Source organism: Variovorax sp. 10L426 (assembly GCF_056395305.1).
Window position 1 is genome coordinate 34,647 of sequence record NZ_JBFTJF010000027.1, and the last position, 19,849, is coordinate 54,495.

The 19,849-nt window shown below is 62.6% G+C and carries 15 protein-coding genes and 2 tRNA genes; all 17 read right to left on the reverse strand.

Annotated features, from left to right (window positions below):
* Positions 1-129: 129 nt before the first annotated feature.
* The gene (locus tag AC1DHL_RS27390; protein WP_478105069.1) at positions 130-1,203 is read right to left on the reverse strand and encodes a glycosyltransferase; all 1,074 of its coding nucleotides are present in this window, start codon (positions 1,201-1,203) and stop codon (positions 130-132) included.
* A gap of 198 nt (positions 1,204-1,401) precedes the next feature.
* Positions 1,402-1,477: transfer RNA gene (locus AC1DHL_RS27395), tRNA-Phe, on the reverse strand.
* Between the two features lie 18 nt (positions 1,478-1,495).
* Entirely contained in the window at positions 1,496-2,191 is a 696-nt protein-coding gene (locus AC1DHL_RS27400) for a response regulator (protein ID WP_478164044.1), read from the reverse strand.
* 79 nt (positions 2,192-2,270) lie between these two features.
* On the reverse strand, positions 2,271-4,595 hold the full coding sequence (locus AC1DHL_RS27405) for a sensor histidine kinase (RefSeq protein WP_478164045.1): 2,325 nt from the start codon (positions 4,593-4,595) through the stop codon (positions 2,271-2,273).
* Positions 4,592-5,173, reverse strand: coding sequence for a DUF4390 domain-containing protein (locus AC1DHL_RS27410; protein ID WP_478164046.1), 582 nt, complete (start codon positions 5,171-5,173; stop codon positions 4,592-4,594). The genes AC1DHL_RS27405 and AC1DHL_RS27410 overlap by 4 nt, the downstream gene beginning before the upstream one ends.
* Before the next feature lie 28 nt (positions 5,174-5,201).
* Positions 5,202-6,551: a 16S rRNA (cytosine(967)-C(5))-methyltransferase RsmB gene (gene rsmB, locus AC1DHL_RS27415; protein WP_478164047.1), complete on the reverse strand. Its 1,350-nt coding sequence runs from the start codon at positions 6,549-6,551 to the stop codon at positions 5,202-5,204.
* Positions 6,552-6,599: 48 nt separating this feature from the next.
* On the reverse strand, positions 6,600-7,181 hold the full coding sequence (locus AC1DHL_RS27420) for a LemA family protein (protein WP_478105077.1): 582 nt from the start codon (positions 7,179-7,181) through the stop codon (positions 6,600-6,602).
* Between the two features lie 105 nt (positions 7,182-7,286).
* A complete protein-coding gene (gene rpoC, locus AC1DHL_RS27425) occupies positions 7,287-11,525 on the reverse strand; it encodes a DNA-directed RNA polymerase subunit beta' (RefSeq protein ID WP_478105079.1) in 4,239 nt (1,412 codons plus the stop codon).
* 21 nt (positions 11,526-11,546) lie between these two features.
* Positions 11,547-15,671: a DNA-directed RNA polymerase subunit beta gene (rpoB, locus tag AC1DHL_RS27430; protein ID WP_478105081.1), complete on the reverse strand. Its 4,125-nt coding sequence runs from the start codon at positions 15,669-15,671 to the stop codon at positions 11,547-11,549.
* 249 nt (positions 15,672-15,920) lie between these two features.
* Positions 15,921-16,295, reverse strand: a complete 375-nt coding sequence (gene rplL, locus AC1DHL_RS27435) for a 50S ribosomal protein L7/L12 (RefSeq protein WP_262076740.1) — start codon at positions 16,293-16,295, stop codon at positions 15,921-15,923.
* A gap of 43 nt (positions 16,296-16,338) precedes the next feature.
* A complete protein-coding gene (rplJ, locus tag AC1DHL_RS27440) occupies positions 16,339-16,869 on the reverse strand; it encodes a 50S ribosomal protein L10 (protein ID WP_478105082.1) in 531 nt (176 codons plus the stop codon).
* Positions 16,870-17,118: 249 nt separating this feature from the next.
* Positions 17,119-17,817 (reverse strand): 50S ribosomal protein L1, encoded by a 699-nt coding sequence (rplA, locus tag AC1DHL_RS27445; protein WP_478105084.1) that lies wholly within the window; start codon positions 17,815-17,817, stop codon positions 17,119-17,121.
* Complete coding sequence (rplK, locus tag AC1DHL_RS27450) at positions 17,818-18,249, reverse strand: 50S ribosomal protein L11 (protein ID WP_028252759.1); 432 nt, start codon at positions 18,247-18,249, stop codon at positions 17,818-17,820.
* Between the two features lie 147 nt (positions 18,250-18,396).
* Positions 18,397-18,993 carry a transcription termination/antitermination protein NusG gene (nusG, locus tag AC1DHL_RS27455; RefSeq protein ID WP_478105085.1) on the reverse strand — a complete coding sequence of 199 codons (597 nt, stop codon included), beginning with the start codon at positions 18,991-18,993 and terminating at the stop codon, positions 18,397-18,399.
* A complete protein-coding gene (secE, locus tag AC1DHL_RS27460) occupies positions 18,994-19,377 on the reverse strand; it encodes a preprotein translocase subunit SecE (RefSeq protein WP_478105087.1) in 384 nt (127 codons plus the stop codon).
* A gap of 103 nt (positions 19,378-19,480) precedes the next feature.
* A tRNA-Trp gene (locus tag AC1DHL_RS27465) sits at positions 19,481-19,556 on the reverse strand.
* 14 nt (positions 19,557-19,570) lie between these two features.
* Positions 19,571-19,849, reverse strand: a 279-nt coding sequence (locus AC1DHL_RS27470) for an EF-Tu C-terminal domain-related protein (RefSeq protein WP_478163363.1), incomplete at its 5' end; no start/stop codon positions are given.

Here is a 19,849-nt window from a genome sequence, read left to right on the forward strand (position 1 = left end):
TTGTGCGAATGCACAACGACCGCAAGCAAAAGTGGTGCCGACTCGGCGCGACCATGGTGCCGAATGGGTCCAAATCACAGCATGCCGCACCGAAATGGCACGACTGTGCCAACACACGCACACGCCCTGTCAGTCAGCGACCGTATGCTCGATCGCTTCCCGAATGCGCCGGAACACCCTGGGGCTGCTGAAGTTCTGAACGGATTCACGCACGGCGTCGCTCGACGGCAGCAGAGTGCGGTCGCTGGCGAGGCGCTGGATGCGTTCGCTCAAGCCTCGGACATCGCCGACCTCAAACAGCCATCCGTTCTCGCCCGGACGGACGATGTCGCCAGGTCCGGACGGGCAATCGCTCGCGATGCAAGGAATGCCGCGCGCCATGGCCTCGATCAGGACAAGCGGAAAGCCTTCATAGGATGAACAGAGAACGAGGGCGTCGGCCTCCCGGACCGCGCACCAGGGCTCAGTCTGGCGGCCGAGCCAATTCAATCGATTCGAGATGCCCAACTGCTCCGCCAGCGACCGAAGCTCCGCGATCTCAGTCTCGGGGCTGCCGGAGCCGATGAGATCCAGTTGCCAGTCGGCCTGCACCTGCGCCAGCGCACGCAGCAGATCGTCCGTACGCTTCTGGTCGCCGCGCATGAGGCGTCCGACATGAAGCAGGCGCAGTGGGCCTTGGTCAGATCGAGGCACCGGCGTGACCGAGTCCATGCGTGTACCGTTGTAGACCAGATGCACCGCCTCGGGCCGCACGCCTGGGACGTGTTTGGTTGCGTCCGCGATCTGAGGACTGATGCAGAGATGTCCATCCGCCAGCCTAAGGAGCTCGGTTCGCTGCCGGTGCGCCGTCGAAAAGTGCAACCACGCCAACACCGGCCGCTTGAGGCGCGCAATCCACAGTCCCAATTTCACGAGTAGAAGCGTGGAGCTGTAGATGACCACGACTGCGTCCGGCAGTTGCTTCTTGCACGTGCGGATGAAAACGGGCAAGCCGCGGAGCATCTGCCTTTTCAGAGATGTCGAGCCGTTCTCGACTTCGGAATATGCGATCCCCTCGTGCCACTTGGCATCACGAACGCTGGGGCATAGCGCCAGCACGCGAACGCGATCACCGTTGGCCTGCGCCTCCTCCGCAAGCGACCGCACGCAGACTTCGATGCCTCCCAGGCCGGACAGGGTACCGACGACGACAAGAATTTCCATAGGTGCACGTGACCCGCATGCGGTTCATGTGCAGCGAACCTAGCGTTTGCGGCGCGGCGCGAACGTCGGACGCGAAGGCGCCGCCGTGTCAGCCAATTCATCGGCACCAGGATTGGGACTCGGCACCAACGCAGCCAAAGAGTGCAATACACGTAGAAACGCCCCAGAACCCGAAACGGGCGCTGGGGCGCATGAATTTGGTGGCCTGGGGCGGAATCGAACCACCGACACGCGGATTTTCAATCCGCTGCTCTACCAACTGAGCTACCGGGCCATTGTGTGCAGCCCGCGATTATACAGTGCTGCGGCGCCCCCTCGACAGATCGACCCCGAGTTGCTTCAGTTTTCTGTATAGATGGGTTCGTTCGAGGCCGGTCTTTTCGGCCACGCGCGTCATCGAACCGTTTTCCATCGCGAGGTGGAACTCGAAGTACGCCTTTTCGAAGCCGTCGCGCGCATCACGCAACGGTCGATCGAGGTCGAAGCTCTGCGTGGCCTGTGGTCCCAGTTCAGCAGGTGACAACTGCGGCGCGGCAGGCACCAGCGCACTGTCGCCTACCGTCGTGACCACCGCCGAGAAGCTGCTCGCCGGCGGCACGACGCTGGCAGCTGCGCGACGGGCGTTTTCCCGGGCCAGGCCCTGCTCGACGGCCTTGAGCAACTTCTGCAGGGTGATCGGCTTTTCGAGGAACGCAAAAGCGCCGATGCGCGTGGCGTCGACGGCCGTATCGATCGTGGCGTGACCGCTCATCATGACGACCGGCATACTCAGAAGGCCGGCCGCGGACCATTCCTTCAGCAAGGTCACGCCGTCGGTGTCGGGCATCCAGATGTCGAGGAGAACCAGATCAGGACGTGCACGCTGTCGCGCGGCGCGCGCTTCAGCTGCGTTCTCGGCGAGTTCCACGTTGTGGCCTTCGTCATTGAGAATTTCGAAGAGCAGGTCTCGGATACCCAGCTCGTCGTCGACCACGAGGATGTTTGCCATGTGTGCTTGAGATGTGCGCCGATGTTTGTGTAGTTAGGGGTGTCTTCGCTGCCTGTTCCGAACCGAGCATCATGCGTGCTCAGGTGACAGACGACCTCGAATCCTCGGTGTGAGCAACCGCTCCCTGCGGTCCTCCCGCAAGCGCGAATGATAACGAGACTTGCGCGCCAACCACACCCCCATCAACCATACGATTCGAAAGTTCGACACGCGCCCCGTGCTCGTCGGCAATTTTTTTGACGACGGCCAGACCCAACCCGGTCCCCTTGGACTTGGTCGTGACGTAGGGCTCGAAGGCGCGCTTGAGGATGTGTTCGGCAAAGCCTGCTCCGTTGTCCTGGACAGTCAAGCGCACGCGCTGGCCCGATTCGCTGAGCCGGGTCCGGATGGTGACTTCGCCCGCATGCCCCGTCCGCGCGGAGTTGACTTCGGCCGCATCCTGGGCGTTTTGCAACAGGTTGTGAATGACCTGCCGGATCTGCTGCGCGTCGGCGCGAATGGGCGGGCAGCGGTCATCCAGCTCGGGATGCAATGGGACAGCAGAACTTTCCGAGGGGTAGAGATGCAAAACGTCTGCCACCAACGCATTGAGATCCACGGGTTTCAACTCGGCCGCGGGCAGGCGTGCGTAGTCTCGGAATTCATTGACAAGGCGCTTCATCGCGTCGACCTGATCGACGATGGTCTTGACCGACTTCGCAAGTACCGCCTGCTCGGGAGGCGCCACCTTGCCCGAGAGCTTCATTTCAAGCCGCTCCGCCGAAAGCTGGATCGGGGTCAGCGGATTCTTGATTTCATGGGCCAGGCGGCGCGCGACCTCGCCCCAAGCCTGGGCGCGCTGCGCCGACACGATCTCGGAGATGTCGTCGAACACCAGCAGTCTTGTCGCGCCTGGCAGTTCCGCTCCGCGCGCCACGATGTTGATGGCGTCCTCGGACATCGCATCGCCCTCCGCGTGAAGTTCGAATGCGTGCTGCCAATGATCGAGCCCGTGCTGCAGGCGTTCCACATCGAAGTCGTCGAACTGCTGCTGCACACTTTGCGCGAATTCGGACAGGCCCGGTACGTCGGACAGGTGTTGACCTTCGTAGGCCGCCAGCGGCGCGCGCAGCACGCGTGTGGCGCCGGGATTGGTCGAGACGATGACGCCGTCGGCGTGAAGCACGATCACACCCGAGGTCAGGTTGTCCAGGATCGTTTGAAGGTTGGAACGTGCGGCATCCAGCTCGCCCATGGTTTTCTCGACCGCACCTCGTGCATCGGCGAGTTGCTGCGTCATGACGGCGAACGAGCGCGTCAGGCCACCGAGTTCGTCCTTGCCCTGCAGAACGGCAGTGGGTCGCAGATCCCCGCCCGCCACCTGCCGCACGCCATCGGCCAGCACCAGAAGCGGCCGCGCAAGCTGATTGCCGAAGAGCACGGCGAGCAGCACGGCACCAAACACGGCAAGGAACAATGTCAGCGTGAGGGTGCCGATATACATCCGGCGCAGACCTTCGCGAGCGAGCGCCCTTTCCTGATATTCGCGGTTCGCCTCCTGCACGGCGAGCGCGTTGGCGACGACTGCGGGCGGAAGCGGCTGGGTGACCTGCAGGAAGCGGGGTTCTGTGTTGAATTCGAAGCCCTGCCTTTGCACCAGCGCGATGGCCCGCACGCTGGCCGGAGGTGGCGCCGCCGCGCCCGGCGCCGGCGCCTCGTCGAGACCTTCGATGTGGGCGATGGCTCGATCGGCACGCACCTGCCGCAGTTGCTGTTGCGTGGGCCGCTCGGGGTTGAGCTGAAAGCGTGATGCGCCCGCCCCGGCCACCAATTGGCCGTTGCCGGTCCAGAGCACGACGTCTGTGGCACCCAACTGGTCGCGGATGCGTTCCAGCACGAGGCCGGCGCCTGCGTCCGACACGTTGGCCAATTGCCCGCTGGCGGTCTTCGTCTTGCTCATGAGGTCGTCGGACAGCGAATCCAGCGTGGCGCGGCCGAGGTTCAGGCCCGCATCCAGCGCACCCTCGACCTTGACGTCGAACCAGCTCTCGATCGAACGCGCGACGAACTGATAGGACACGACGTAGACGAGCATGCCCGGCACGACGCCGACAAGCGCGAAGATGGCAGCCAGCTTGATCAGGAGGCGACTGCCGAACTTGCCCTGGCGCAAGCGGCTCAGAAGCCGGAATGCGACCCAGCCGATCACGAGGATCAGCACCGCCGCCACAACGACGTTGATATAAAAAAGCCGTGCGTAATTGCGCTCGTAGAACGCGCGGTTGTTGGTGGCCTGCGCCAGCAGGAACATCAGCACCAGGCCGATGGCTGTCACCATCGCCGCACCGACGCCAATGGCCCATCGAACCGCACGCGAGCGGCGCGCCGCCGGCGACCGGGAGCGGCCGCGCGCTTCGGTGCTCACTTCGCCTTCTCCAGCGGGAGCCGCGTGCTCTTTTCGACGGAGATGTTCCAGTCCGACTGACCGAAGGCGCCGATTTGAAAGGGACGCGGCAGCTGTGAAGTGTCGAGGCGAAATCGGAACATCACCGGATGGGTCGGCTCATCACCGATCTCGGAAACGTCGCCCAGCCGCATGCGCCCCACCCGGCGCACGCCATCGAGGGCATCGGCCAGGGTCTCGAAATTCTGGTTCAGCGAAACGCCGAAGCCAGCGTTGGTGATGGGTACGGGTGACACGTTGAGGCGCCAGCGGCGGCTAAGCGGCTGATAGGCCAGCCGCATGTACCGCGAAGCCTGTGCAACTTTGAGATCGGTCCAATACCAGCGTTCCCGGTAGAGCTCGGCCTCGGCCACGAAATAGACGGCGATACCCTTGTCGAGGACTTCCTCGACCAGCGGCGGGAGTTCGAATTGAACTTGGGCGCTGAGGTAGACGCCGTCGTCCGCCTCCTCGAGCCGCATCTGGGTGACGGATGTGCTGTGCGTGTCCGCAGCGGCCGGCCCGGGAAACCAGGCCAGGACCCAGACGAGCACCAGCAACACGGCCAGCCAGGTCGGGGAACGTTTGTCAGCGCTGCAGCTTCTCGAGCAGGGCGTAGAAGAAACCGTCGTGATCACCCAACGGATTGTCCGGGACGCCACCCGCATTCACCCCGCTTTGGGGTAGCAAATGCCCCGGCGAGGGCAGTAAACGAGCGTCGGTGTTGTGCGCAAGGAACGCCTCAATCTGGTGCGAACCCTCTTTGCGAAACACCGAACAGGTGCAATACAACAGGCGCCCACCCGGCCGGACCAGCGGCCAAAGGGCTGCGAGCAGCATCGCCTGCTGCAACGCGAGCTGCCCGATGTCGCTCTCGCGGCGCAACCAGCGCACGTCCGGGTGCCGCCGGACGATGCCGGAAGCCGTGCACGGCGCGTCGAGCAGGATGGCGTCGAAGGGCACACCATCCCACCATCCCGCCGGACGCGAAGCGTCCGCAACGACGACTTTGGCACTCATTCCAAGCCGTGAGAGGGTTTCGTCGATGCGCCGGCTGCGCGCTGCGTCCACCTCGAGGGCGACGACGTCAAGGTTTCCGGGGGTACCGGTCTCGAGCAGATGGGCCGTCTTGCCACCCGGCGCGGCACATGCATCCAGCACGCGCAGCGGTGTCGACCTCTTGCCGAGGCCATTCAACAGGAGGGGCGCAGCGATCTGAGCTGCGGCGTCTTGCACCGAGCACTCGCCTTCAACGAATCCCGGCAACTGCTGTACCGGCCGCGCACGCGTGAGCTGGATGCCGCTGGCACCGACGGGAATGCCGTGCAACCCCGCGGCTTCCAGTGCACGCAGATAGGACGCGACATCGGTCTTGCGGGCGTTGACGCGCAATGTCATTGGCGCCTGCGTGTTGTCCGCGGTCAGGACGCGTTGCCATTCACGCGGATGGTCGCGCTTCAGGCGCTCGATCCACCAGCGCGGGTGATTCCATTGGGCAACCGGCTCGTGCTCGGTGGCCGCGACCAGGTCGTCGCGTTCTCGCAGGAATCGCCGGAGGCAGGCGTTGATGAAGCTCGCTTGCGCCCTCGTACCCGGATTGCGCTTCGCCGCCTCGACGGCCTGGTCGACCAGGGTAAAGGGTTCGTAGGGGGATCGCTCGGCATCCCACGCCAGCGCGAGCGCAGTGCAAAGCAGCGCGTCCGCCGCTGGAGGAGGCGTTCGCTTGGCCAGATGGCGGCGCAACGCCTCGGCACGGCCGAGCCAGCGCAGCACCTGGAAGCCGAGCGCCTGCACGCCCGGCCGCAGGGCTGGCTCGATCGCCGCGAAGGCGACAGAACCGGAAACTCCGGCACGGATCGAAGCGAGCGCCGTGGCAACCAGTTGCAGCTGGCGCCAGAGCGGCGGCGATGCGAAATTGGAATCTGGAAGGTCTGGCAAATTGGGTCGATGGTAATGGGGTGATGCGTCAGCAGCGCGGCGCGTCGATCAGCGTAGCGGAGCTGCAGGCTTGAGCTGCATGATCCAAGCCACCAAGAGCGCAGGAAACTGAGTGATTGCAGCGTTGTACCGGCCGACGGCGAGATTGAACTGGCTGCGGGCCATCTCGGCGGCGGCGGACGGCTCGGGCCACGCGATGGGGACGGCACCTTCAGGCAACTCGTCCTTGCCCTCGAGGTTGGCTGGCCGCGACAACGTGCCATCGGCCTCGAAGCTGACCACAGCATCCGGATACAAGCGCTGCCAAGCGCCGACCATCACGTGCATCGCCGTACTCATAGCAGCAACACCTGCCGGGTCCAGCGGTCGAAGGCGGGTCGCGGCCAAGAGGGTCGACAGCTGATTCGCGGCGGCCTGCAGCGACGCGCCGGGAGGCATCTCCGCGGCGGGGGGCACATCATCCTGCGCCGCACGCGCCAGGACGAAATCGAGCTGACGGGCCATTGCGGCGTCGAGAACCGCATAAGCACTCAACGCCGCCGAGCGCAGTCGCATGAGGCGGTTGTAGGCGCCCACGAACCAGAACAGCGCAAGCGCGCCGCCAATCCAGTACGGCAGTGAATCGGGCATGCCATTCATCCAGGTAAACATCGCGATAAGGGAAAAGAAAAAGCCCCCGATCCGCAGGCGGAAAGGGGGCGTTTGCTACCGGTCATGGCCGGCGATGCTAACCAACTATTCGGTGGCAGCGCCTTCGCTGGCATCGACCGTCGTCGTGGCTTCGTCGGCCGCGGCCGAGGAGCCGGACAGCTCCGCCGCTTCGGCTTCGGCGATCGCACGACGCTCGGCTTCGTCCATCGCGTCCTTCACCTTGCGTGCCTGGTGGTACGCCATGCCGGTGCCTGCAGGGATCAGGCGGCCGACGATGACGTTTTCCTTCAGTCCGCGCAACTCGTCGCGCTTGCCCATGATCGCGGCTTCGGTCAGCACGCGCGTCGTTTCCTGGAACGATGCGGCACTGATGAAGCTGTCGGTCGAGAGCGATGCCTTCGTGATACCAAGCAGCAGGTTCGTGAACGTCGCGGGGATCTTTCCGTCGGCGCGCAGGGCGTCATTGGTGTTGAGCATCTCGCTGCGTTCGACCTGTTCACCGGCGATGTAGGTGGTGTCGCCCGGGTTCTCGACCACGACGCGGCGCAGCATCTGGCGAACGATCACCTCGATGTGCTTGTCGTTGATCTTCACACCCTGCAAGCGATACACGTCCTGCACTTCGTCGACGATGTAACGCGCCAGTTCCTCGGAGCCCAGCAGGCGCAGGATGTCCTGCGGATCGGCCGGACCGTCGACGATCGACTCGCCCTTGTTCACGACCTGGCCTTCGTGCACCAGGATGTTCTTTTCCTTCGGCACGAGTTCTTCCCAGACTTTGCCTTCCGGGTCAGTGATCTGCAGGCGGACCTTGCCCTTGGTCTCCTTGCCGAACGACACGGTACCAGTCATCTCGGCCAGCATGCCCTTGTCCTTCGGCGAACGCGCCTCGAACAGCTCAGCCACGCGCGGCAGACCGCCGGTGATGTCGCGAGTCTTCTGGCCTTCGACCGGAATACGCGCCAGCACTTCGCCGGGGCCCACGTCCTGACCGTCGCGCACCTGGACCAGCGCACCGATCGGGAAGCCGATGGTCACCGAATGGTCGGTACCGGGGATCTTGACCTCGGCGCCGGAGGCGTCAATCAGCTTCACTTGCGGGCGAACGACCTTGGCTGCGCCACGGCGCTTCGGATCGATCACGACCAGCGTCGACAGGCCGGTGACCTCGTCCACCTGCTTGGCGACCGTGAGGCCTTCCTCGACGTTCTCGAACTTCGACGTACCGGCGAATTCCGTGATGATCGGGCGCGTCAGTGGATCCCAGTTGGCCAGCACGTGGCCAGCCTTGATCTGCTGGTCGGCCTTCACCGCCAGCGTGGCGCCGTACGGCACCTTGTGGCGTTCACGCTCACGACCATGCTCGTCATGGATGACGATCTCGCCCGAACGCGCAATCACGACCAGCTCGTTCTTGCTGTTGGTCACGTAGCGCATCGTGGCGTTGAAGCCGATCACGCCGGTGGACTTGGCTTCGACGCTCGAGGCAACGGCCGCACGCGATGCCGCACCACCGATGTGGAAGGTCCGCATCGTGAGCTGCGTGCCGGGTTCGCCGATCGACTGGGCAGCAATCACACCGACTGCTTCGCCGTTGTTGACCAGGCCACCGCGGCCGAGGTCGCGTCCGTAGCACTTGGCGCACAGGCCGAAGCGGGTCGCGCAGGTCAGCGCCGTGCGAACCTTGACTTCGTCCACGCCCTCGGCTTCGAGCGCCTCGATCACATCTTCGTCGAGCATGTCGCCGGCCTTGGCCAGCACTGCACGCGTTTCCGGATGCAGGATGTCCTCGGCCGCGGTACGGCCCAGGATGCGCTCGCGCAGGGATTCGATGACTTCACCGCCTTCAACGATCGCGCGCATCACTGCGCCGTCCTGCGTGCCGCAGTCCTGTTCGATCACGACCAGATCCTGCGTCACGTCCACCAGGCGACGCGTCAGGTAACCGGAGTTCGCGGTCTTCAGCGCGGTATCGGCCAGACCCTTACGGGCACCGTGGGTGGAGATGAAGTACTCCAACACGTTCAGGCCTTCGCGGAAGTTCGCGGTGATGGGCGTCTCGATGATCGAGCCGTCCGGCTTGGCCATCAGGCCCCGCATGCCGGCCACCTGGCGAATCTGCGCCGCGGAACCGCGAGCGCCCGAGTCGGCCATCATGTAGATGGAGTTGAAGGACTCCTGCTCGACTTCCTTGCCGTGGCGATCGATGACCTTCTCCTTCGACAGCTTGGCCATCATGACCTTCGACACTTCGTCGCCGGCCTTGCCCCAGATGTCGACCACCTTGTTGTAGCGCTCGCCGGAAGTGACGAGACCGGAGACATACTGCTGCTCGATCTCCTTCACTTCCTTGGCGGAGCGGTCGATGATCCCGTGCTTCTCTGCAGGCACCAGCATGTCGTCGATCGCGATCGAGATACCGGCCTTCGTCGCCAGGCGGAAGCCGTTCTGCAACAGCTTGTCGGCGAACACGACGGTCTCCTTCAGGCCGCACTTGCGGAACGAAGCGTTGATGAGCTTGGAGATTTCCTTCTTCTTCAGCGCCTTGTTGATGTTCGAGAACGCCAAGCCCTTCGGCAGGATCTCGGACAGGAGCGCACGACCCACCGTGGTGTCGACGAGCGAGGTCGAGGGCGTGAATTCGCCCGTATCCTTGTCCTTCGTGAACTCGGTGATGCGCACGCTGACCTTGGCGGTAAGCTCGACCACGTTGGCGTCGAGCGCGCGCTGGACTTCGCCGATGTCCGAGAACATCAGGCCTTCGCCCTTGCCGTTGATGCGATCGCGGGTCGTGTAGTACAGACCCAGCACCACGTCCTGCGATGGCACGATCGACGGTTCGCCGTTGGCCGGGAACAGCACGTTGTTGGAGGCCAGCATCAGCGTGCGGGCTTCCATCTGCGCTTCCACCGACAGCGGAACGTGGACGGCCATCTGGTCACCGTCGAAGTCGGCGTTGAAGGCCGCGCAGACCAGCGGATGCAGCTGAATTGCCTTGCCTTCGATCAGGATGGGCTCGAAGGCCTGGATGCCAAGGCGGTGCAGCGTCGGTGCGCGGTTCAGCATCACCGGGTGCTCCTTGATCACTTCTTCAAGGATGTCCCACACCACTGGCGTACCGGATTCAACTTCCTTCTTCGCCGCCTTGATCGTGGTCGCGATGCCCATGGCTTCCAGGCGCGAGAAGATGAAAGGTTTGAACAGCTCGAGCGCCATCAGCTTCGGCAGGCCGCACTGATGCAGCTTGAGCGTCGGGCCCACCACGATGACCGAACGGCCCGAGTAGTCGACGCGCTTGCCCAGCAGGTTCTGGCGGAAACGACCGCTCTTGCCCTTGATCATGTCGGCCAGCGACTTGAGTGCGCGCTTGTTGGCACCCGTCATGGCCTTGCCGCGGCGGCCGTTGTCCAGCAGCGAGTCGACCGCTTCCTGAAGCATCCGCTTTTCGTTGCGCGCAATGATTTCCGGCGCCTTGAGCTCGAGCAGGCGGCGCAAGCGGCTGTTGCGGTTAATGACACGGCGATACAGGTCGTTCAGGTCGGAGGTCGCGAAGCGGCCACCGTCCAGCGGCACTAGCGGACGCAGGTCCGGCGGCAGCACCGGCAGCACGTCCAGCACCATCCACTCGGGCTTGATGCCCGACTTGCGGAAGGCTTCCAGCACCTTGAGGCGCTTGGAGTTCTTCTTGACCTTGACTTCGGAACCCGTGAGGTCGCCACGCAGCTTCTCGATCTCGCTGTCGAGCTCGATGCCCATCAGCAGGTCCTTGATGCCTTCTGCGCCCATCTTGGCGATGAACTCGTCGCCGTATTCCTTGCGCTTCGCGTCGTAGTCGTCCTCGGACATGATGCCGAACTTCTTCAGCGGGGTCATGCCGGGGTCGGTGATCACATAGGCTTCGAAGTACAGCACGCGTTCGATGTCGCGCAGCGTCATGTCGAGCACGAGGCCCAGACGCGACGGCAGGGACTTCAGGAACCAGATGTGCGCGCAGGGAGCTGCCAGGTCGATGTGACCCATGCGCTCGCGACGTACCTTGGTCTGCGTGACTTCAACGCCGCACTTCTCGCAGATCACGCCGCGGTGCTTGAGGCGCTTGTACTTGCCGCACAGGCACTCGTAATCTTTGATCGGGCCGAAGATCTTGGCGCAGAACAGGCCGTCGCGCTCGGGCTTGAAGGTCCGGTAGTTGATGGTCTCGGGCTTCTTCACTTCGCCGAAAGACCACGAACGGATCTTCTCGGGCGAAGCCATGCCGATCTTGATGGCATCGAAATGCTCATCCGGAGTGAATTGCTTGAACAGGTCGAGTAGCGATTTCATAAGACTCTTTCCCTTTTCAAATTAAGAACGCTCGAGCTCGATGTCGAGCCCCAGCGAACGGATTTCCTTGACCAGCACGTTGAACGATTCCGGCATGCCGGCTTCGATCGAGTGTTCGCCCTTGACGATGCTTTCGTACACCTTGGTACGGCCCTGCACGTCGTCGGACTTCACGGTCAGCATTTCCTGGAGGACGTAGGAAGCACCGTAGGCTTCGAGCGCCCACACTTCCATTTCCCCGAAACGCTGGCCGCCGAACTGTGCCTTGCCGCCCAGCGGCTGTTGCGTGACCAGCGAGTACGGGCCGGTCGAGCGGGCGTGCATCTTGTCGTCCACCAGATGGTGCAGCTTCAAGAAGTGCATGTAGCCGACAGTGACGGGGCGCTCGAACTGGTCGCCGGTACGTCCGTCGTACAGGTACGCCTGCGTGCGGGTCTCGGTCAGTCCCTTGAGCTTGGAGATGTCGTCAGGGTAGGCAAGCTTCAGCATGCCGCGGATTTCCTCTTCCGAAGCGCCGTCGAACACCGGCGTCGCGAAAGGCACGCCCTGCGACAGGTTGTTCGCCATTTCGAGCACGTCGTCGTCGCTCAGCTTGCTGAGGTCTTCCTTGCGGCCCGAGCCGTTGTAAAGCTGGTCCATGAACTTGCGCAGTTCAGCCACCTTGGCCTCTGCCTGCAGCATGTCGCCGATGCGCTGGCCAATGCCCTTGCCGGCCCAGCCCAGGTGCACTTCCAGCACCTGACCCACGTTCATCCGAGAGGGCACGCCCAGCGGGTTCAGGCAGATGTCGCACGGCGTGCCGTCGGCCATGTGGGGCATGTCTTCGACCGGAACGATCTTGGACACCACACCCTTGTTGCCGTGACGGCCAGCCATCTTGTCGCCGGGTTGCAAGCGGCGCTTGACGGCCAGGTAGACCTTGACCATCTTCAGCACGCCTGCAGGCAGTTCGTCGCCTTGCGTGAGTTTCTTGCGCTTTTCCTCGAAAGCGAGGTCGAAGCTGTGGCGCGTCTGCTCGAGCGAGTTCTTGATCGACTCGAGTTGTGCAGCGACTTCGTCTTCCGCCGGGCGGATGTCGAACCAGTGGAACTTCTCGATCGACGAGAGGTAGGCCTTGTCGAGCTTCGTGCCCTTCGCCAGCTTGTTCGGACCGCCGTTGGCGACCCTGCCGGTCAGCAGCTTCTCGATACGATCGAAAGCGTCGGCTTCGACGATACGCAGTTGGTCGTTGAGGTCGAGCCGGAAGCGCTTCAGCTCGTCGTCGATGATCTGCTGGGCGCGCTTGTCGCGCGTGATGCCTTCGCGAGTGAACACTTGCACGTCGATGACCGTGCCCTGCGAGCCCTGGTCAACACGCAGCGAGGTGTCCTTCACGTCGGAAGCCTTCTCGCCGAAGATCGCGCGCAGAAGCTTCTCTTCAGGCGTCAGCGTGGTCTCGCCCTTGGGCGTGACCTTGCCGACAAGCGTGTCGCCCGGTTGCACTTCGGCGCCGACGTAGATGATCCCGGATTCGTCCAGGCGGTTGAGCTGTTGCTCGGCCAGGTTCGGGATGTCGCGCGTGATTTCCTCGGCACCCAGCTTGGTGTCGCGAGCCATCACCACCAGTTCCTCGATGTGGATCGAGGTATAGCGATCTTCGGCGACCACGCGTTCGCTGATCAAAATCGAGTCTTCGAAGTTGTAGCCGTTCCACGGCATGAACGCGATCAGCATGTTCTGGCCAAGGGCCAGTTCACCGAGGTCGGTCGATGCGCCATCAGCCACCACGTCACCCTTGGCGATCTTGTCGCCGCGCTTGACGATCGGACGCTGGTGGATGTTGGTGTTCTGGTTCGAACGCTGATACTTGATCAGGTTGTAGATATCCACGCCGACTTCACCGGCCGCCGCTTCGGCGTCGTTCACGCGCACCACGATGCGGGTCGCGTCGACATAGTCGACGGTTCCACCGCGGGTGGCGGTCACCACGGTGCCGGAGTCGACCGCGGAGACGCGCTCGATGCCAGTACCGACGAACGGCTTCTCGGGACGCAGTACCGGCACGGCCTGACGCTGCATGTTGGCGCCCATCAATGCGCGGTTCGCATCGTCGTGCTCCAGGAAGGGCACGAGCGAAGCAGCCACCGACACGATCTGCGCGGGCGACACGTCCATGTACTGGACGCGTTCGGCGCTCACCAGGATCGATTCGCCGGTTTCGCGAGCCGAAACGAGATCACCGGTCAGCTTGCCGTCCTTGTCGAGGGCAGCGTTCGCCTGCGCGATCACATACTTGCCTTCTTCGATGGCGGAGAGATAGTCGATCTCGTTCGTCACCTTGCCGTCCACCACGCGACGGTACGGCGTCTCGATGAAGCCGTACTCGTTCAGGCGGGCGTACAGAGCCAGCGAGTTGATCAGACCGATGTTCGGGCCTTCAGGCGTTTCGATCGGGCACACGCGGCCATAGTGGGTCACGTGCACGTCGCGCACTTCAAAGCCTGCGCGCTCGCGGGTCAGGCCGCCCGGGCCAAGGGCCGAGACGCGACGCTTGTGGGTGATCTCGGACAGCGGGTTGGTCTGATCCATGAACTGCGACAACTGCGAGGCGCCGAAGAACTCCTTCAGCGCGGCCGAGATCGGCTTGCTGTTGATCAGGTCGTGCGGCATCAGCGGCTCTTGCTCCGCCTGACCCAGACGTTCCTTCACAGCCTTCTCGATGCGGGCGAGGCCGGTGCGGTATTGGTTCTCGGCCAATTCACCAACGCAACGAACGCGGCGATTGCCGAGGTGGTCGATATCGTCGACTTCGCCTCGGCCATTGCGCAGGTCCACGAGGATCTTGACCACGGCGAGGATGTCCTCGTTGGTCAGCACCATCGGGCCGGTCGATTCGTCGCGGCCGACCTTGGCATTGAACTTCATGCGGCCGACGCGCGACAGGTCGTACGTGTCCGGGTTGTAGAACAGGCGCTGGAACAGGGCCTGCACCGCGTCTTCCGTCGGCGGCTCGCCGGGGCGCATCATGCGATAGATGGCCACGCGCGCGGCGAATTCGTCCACCGTTTCGTCGATGCGAAGCGTTTGCGAGATGTAGGCGCCCTGGTCGAGTTCGTTCGTATAGATTGCTTGCACGTCCTGCACGCCGGCGGCACGAAGCTTCTTCAGCAACGCTTCGGTCAACTCGTCGTTGGCCTTCGCCAGGATTTCACCGGAATCGGGGTCCACGATGTTGCGGGCCACGACGCGGCCGACGAGGAAGTCTTCCGGCACGCTGATGTGCGTGGTGCCCGATTGCTCGAGTTCACGCGTGTGGCGAGCGGTGACGCGCTTGTCCTTGGCGACCACGACCTTGCCCGACTTGTCAGTGATGTCGAAGCGCGCGACTTCGCCACGCAGGCGCTCGGAGACGAACTCCATCTGCGCGCCGCTGTCCATGAGGCGGAAGTTGTCGTTCACGAAGAAGTTCGCGAGGATCGATTCCGGGTTCAGGCCGATGGCCTTCAACAGGATCGTGACCGGCATCTTGCGGCGACGGTCGACGCGGAAGTACAGCATGTCCTTCGGATCGAACTCGAAGTCGAGCCACGAGCCGCGGTAGGGAATCACGCGAGCCGAGAACAGGAGCTTGCCTGAGCTGTGCGTCTTGCCCTTGTCGTGTTCGAAGAACACGCCCGGCGACCGGTGGAGCTGAGACACGATGACGCGCTCGGTACCGTTGATGATGAACGAGCCTTTGTCCGTCATGAGCGGCACTTCGCCCATGTAGACCTCTTGCTCCTTGACTTCCTTCACCACCTTCGACTGAGAGGTCGACGATTCGCGGTCATAGATGATCAACTGGACCTTGGCACGCACGGCCGAAGCGAAGGTGAGTCCGCGGGTTTGGCACTCGCGCACGTCAAATGCGGGCTTTGCGAGGTTGTACTCGAGGAACTTCATCTCGACGAAACCGTTGTGCGAGACGATGGGGAACGCCGCGTCGAACGCAGCCTGCAGACCTTCCACCGTCCGTTTCTGGGGCGGGACGCCCGCTTGCAGGAACGCGGTGTACGCGTCTTTTTGCATCTGCAGCAGGTAGGGGATTTCGACGACGCTGTCGCGATTGCCGAAATTCTTTCGGATGCGCTTGCGTTCGGTGTAACTGTACGTGGACGTTTGGGCCATGAGAGCTCCGGAGCTTGAGATCTTCAGCGACTTGTCAGCAATGCTTTCGCACCACTGCTTGGCGGCTGGCCACTACCAGCCGTTGGCGGACAGTGATGCGTTGCACATCACCCGAACCAAGGGGTCTTCTGCAGTCGGGGTCAGAAGACACTCAAAAACCGTGCGGAAACATCGGCTTTTGGGTGCGCTCTGAAAGCGGCAAAGGCTGGAGGGCCTTTCGGCACACTCCAGCCCTCCGGGGAGACCGAATTACTTCAGTTCCACCTTGGCGCCAGCGTCTTCCAGCTTCTTCTTGGCGGCTTCAGCATCAGCCTTGGACAGGCCTTCCTTGACAGCCTTCGGAGCGGCTTCAACCAGATCCTTGGCTTCCTTGAGGCCCAGGCCGGTGATTTCGCGCACTGCCTTGATCGCCGAAACCTTGTTCGCGCCTGCGTCCATCAGCATGACGTTGAACTCGGTCTTTTCCTCGACGACAGCGGCGGCAGCGCCACCACCGGCGGCCGGGGCCGACATGGCTGCGGCGCTCACGCCGAACTTCTCTTCGATGGCTTTCACCAGGTCGTTGAGTTCCAGGACCGTCATGCTGTCGAGCGCGGTCAGAAATGCGTCTTTATCGAATGCCATTTTTGTTTCCTAACAATTGGGTTGAATTTTTTAAACGCAAGGCTCAAGCGGCCTGCGCTTCCGCCGGTGCATCGGTTTGTGCGTCGCCACCACCACGCTTCTCGGCGAGCGCGGCCAGTACACGGGCCGTGCGCGAGATCGGGGATTGCATCAAGCCCAGCAACTGTGCCAGCAACACTTCCTTCGAAGGAATGTTGGCCAGTTGCTTCACGCCGTCGACGTCCAGGGCCTTGCCGCCGAATGCGCCGCCGCGAATCACCAACTTGTCGTTGGTCTTCGCGAAATCGGCCACCACCTTTGCGGCGGCCACAGCGTCTTCGGAGAAGCCATAGATCAGCGGACCGGTCATCTGGTCGCCGACGACCTCAAACGCGCTACCAGCGACAGCACGGCGTGCCAGCGTGTTCTTCAACACGCTGAGGCTCACACCCTTGCTGCGCGCGTCGTTGCGCAGTTTGGTCATATCGGCAACCGTGATGCCACGGTATTCCGCCATCACGAGCGTTTGAGCTTTTGCGGCGAGGCTGGTCACATCACTGATGACCGCTTCTTTCTCACTGCGATTCAGACTCAAGGTCTACTCCTTTTCAATGCATCCCTCGGCCGGGGCCTCAGGACGCGCTTCATGCAGCGACCAACCGTTCGGGAAACGAATTCCTTTGCAGTGGGATCGCCATCTGCGCTGGCCGCCACACGATGGTGAAGCGATTAAGTACAGGCATCCCTGCACACCAGCGGTCTTGGATGGCCCGAGATTGCGTTGACGCGACCCCGACCCACCACATTGCCCGACTGCCGTTTGACCGGCCGCCGGGCAAATACATCAGCCTTGAGCGATGGTCTGCGTGTCCACACGCACACCCACACCCATCGTCGAAGACACAGCCACCTTGCGCAGGTAAACACCCTTGCTGGTCGCCGGCTTGGCCTTGACCAGGGCGTCGATCAGCGCAGCCAGGTTGCCCTGCAGCTTGTCGTTGTCGAACGAACGGCGGCCGATCGTGCCATGCACGATCCCGGCCTTGTCGACGCGGAACTGGACCTGGCCAGCCTTGGCGTTCTTGACGGCGGTCGCGACGTCGGGCGTCACCGTGCCGACCTTCGGGTTCGGCATCAGGCCGCGCGGGCCGAGGATCTGGCCCAGCGTACCGACCACGCGCATCGCGTCCGGCGCGGCGATCACGACGTCGAAAGGCATGTCGCCAGCCTTCACCATCGCGGCCAGGTCGTCCATGCCGACGATGTCGGCGCCAGCGGCCTTGGCTTCCTCAGCCTTGGCGCCCTGGGCGAACACGGCCACGCGCTTGGTCTTGCCGGTACCGTTGGGCATCACCACGGCGCCGCGCACGACCTGGTCAGACTTCTTCGCATCGATGCCGAGTTGCACCGCAACGTCGATGGATTCGTCGAACTTCGCCGTGGCGGCTTCCTTCACGAGACCGAGCGCGTCAGCGAGCGCATACAGCTTGCCGCTGTCGACCTTGCTCTCGAGGGCCTTTTGCTTCTTGGTGATCTTGGCCATTTACACGCCCTCCACATTCACGCCCATCGAGCGAGCCGAACCGGCGATGGTACGAACTGCGGCGTCGAGGTCTGCAGCAGTCAGATCCTTCATCTTGGTCTTGGCGATTTCTTCGAGCTGTGCGCGCGTGATCTTGCCGACCTTGTCAGTATGCGGACGTGCAGAACCCTTTTCGAGCTTGATGGCCTTCTTGATCAAGGTGATCGCCGGGGGCGTCTTGATGATGAAGGTGAAGCTCTTGTCGGCGAACGCGGTGATGACCACCGGCAGCGGCAAACCCGGCTCGACGCCCTGGGTCTGCGCGTTGAACGCCTTGCAGAATTCCATAATGTTCAAACCGCGTTGGCCCAGTGCGGGACCAATCGGCGGCGACGGATTGGCTTTACCAGCTGGCACTTGCAGCTTGATGAAGCCGACGATTTTTTTCGCCATGCTTTTCTCCTTGCGGGTGATAACGCCTTGGCTGCCTCAGCCTCAGCTCCCCGGGGTTAACGACTCTCTGTTGACGTTTCTTGCCGAGCCGGAGGAGCAAGAAACCAAAAACTCGCGACCCGGCACATGCGGGGCGCGCTTGTCCGATTAGGTCTTTTCGACCTGCGCGAACTCGAGCTCAACGGGCGTGGCGCGGCCAAAAATCATGACGGACACACGCACCTTGCTCTTCTCGTAGTTGACTTCTTCGACCGTGCCGTTGAAATCAGTGAATGGACCTTCCTTGACGCGCACGAATTCGCCAACGACGAACTCCACCTTGTGACGCGGCTTCTCGGTGCCCTGCTGCATCTGGCTGACGATGTCTTCGACTTCCTTCTGCGAAATCGGCGCAGGTCGATTCTTTGCCCCGCCGACGAAGCCGGTCACCTTATTGGTGTGCTTCACCAGATGCCAACTCTCATCATCCATGATCATTTCGACCAAGACGTAGCCCGGGAAGAAGCGACGCTCAGTCGTACGCTTCTGGCCATTCTTGATCTCGACCACTTCCTCAGTCGGAACCAAGATTCGGCCGAACTTGTCCTGCATGCCGGCGCGCGTGATGCGCTCGATGATGTTGCGCTCAACAGCCTTCTCCATGCCCGAATACGCGTGCACCACGTACCAGCGAAAGTCGGGGTTGGTGGCAGCGGCCAGCACGGGCGCGCCTTCCGGCGCTGCTTCGACGACATCGTCAGTCATTTATTTTCTCCAGCCCAGAATGAGGTCGAAAAACACCCATTCGAGCGTCTTGTCGGTGAGCCAAAGGAAGATGGACATGATTGCGACGAAGGCAAACACATACGCCGTCATCTGGATTGCTTCCTTACGCGTCGGCCAAACAACTTTCTTGACCTCTCGCCAGGCATCACGACCAAAGGCCCACAACTGCCGACCACTCTCCGAACTCGCGAACGCTCCCACGGCGGCAGCAAGACCAACGAGCAAAGCGATCCACTGCACGACTGCGCCCTGGCGGGCGAGCAAATAGAACGCCACGATGGCGCCTACCGCCAGCACGACGGCCATCGCCAACTTGGCTTTGTCCGCGTTGGTGCTCACAGTTTCGATTTGAGAAGAAGCCATCTTGGGCAATATTCCTGGGCCTTTCGGCCTTCATTCAAAGCGCCTTCTGAGACGCCGAAGCCCGTCAGGGCATGACGGGCTTTTTTTGGAGGCCACCCTCAGGTGGCAGGGGCAGTAGGAATCGAACCTACAACCTTCGGTTTTGGAGACCGACGCTCTGCCAATTGAGCTATACCCCTTCGCGATCCTTAAATCAGATGTCGAGGATCTTTGCCACGACGCCCGAGCCCACGGTGCGACCACCTTCGCGGATCGCGAAGCGCAGACCTTCTTCCATGGCAATCGGGTTGATCAGCTTCACCGTGATCGACACGTTGTCGCCAGGCATGACCATCTCCTTGTCCTTGGGCAACTCGATCGCCCCAGTCACGTCCGTCGTGCGGAAGTAGAACTGCGGACGGTAGTTGTTGAAGAACGGCGTGTGACGGCCGCCCTCGTCCTTCGACAGAACGTACACCTCGGCGGTGAAGTG

Coding starts and splice junctions, on each gene's coding strand:
- rplL (WP_262076740.1), bottom strand. CDS start 16,295: ATGGCATTCGATAAAGACGCATTTCTGACCGCGCTCGACAGCATGACG.
- rplA (WP_478105084.1), bottom strand. CDS start 17,817: ATGGCCAAGATCACCAAGAAGCAAAAGGCCCTCGAGAGCAAGGTCGAC.
- rplK (WP_028252759.1), bottom strand. CDS start 18,249: ATGGCGAAAAAAATCGTCGGCTTCATCAAGCTGCAAGTGCCAGCTGGT.
- AC1DHL_RS27390 (WP_478105069.1), bottom strand. CDS start 1,203: ATGGAAATTCTTGTCGTCGTCGGTACCCTGTCCGGCCTGGGAGGCATC.
- rpoC (WP_478105079.1), bottom strand. CDS start 11,525: ATGAAATCGCTACTCGACCTGTTCAAGCAATTCACTCCGGATGAGCAT.
- secE (WP_478105087.1), bottom strand. CDS start 19,377: ATGGCTTCTTCTCAAATCGAAACTGTGAGCACCAACGCGGACAAAGCC.
- AC1DHL_RS27420 (WP_478105077.1), bottom strand. CDS start 7,181: ATGCCCGATTCACTGCCGTACTGGATTGGCGGCGCGCTTGCGCTGTTC.
- nusG (WP_478105085.1), bottom strand. CDS start 18,993: ATGACTGACGATGTCGTCGAAGCAGCGCCGGAAGGCGCGCCCGTGCTG.
- rpoB (WP_478105081.1), bottom strand. CDS start 15,671: ATGGCCCAAACGTCCACGTACAGTTACACCGAACGCAAGCGCATCCGA.
- AC1DHL_RS27400 (WP_478164044.1), bottom strand. CDS start 2,191: ATGGCAAACATCCTCGTGGTCGACGACGAGCTGGGTATCCGAGACCTG.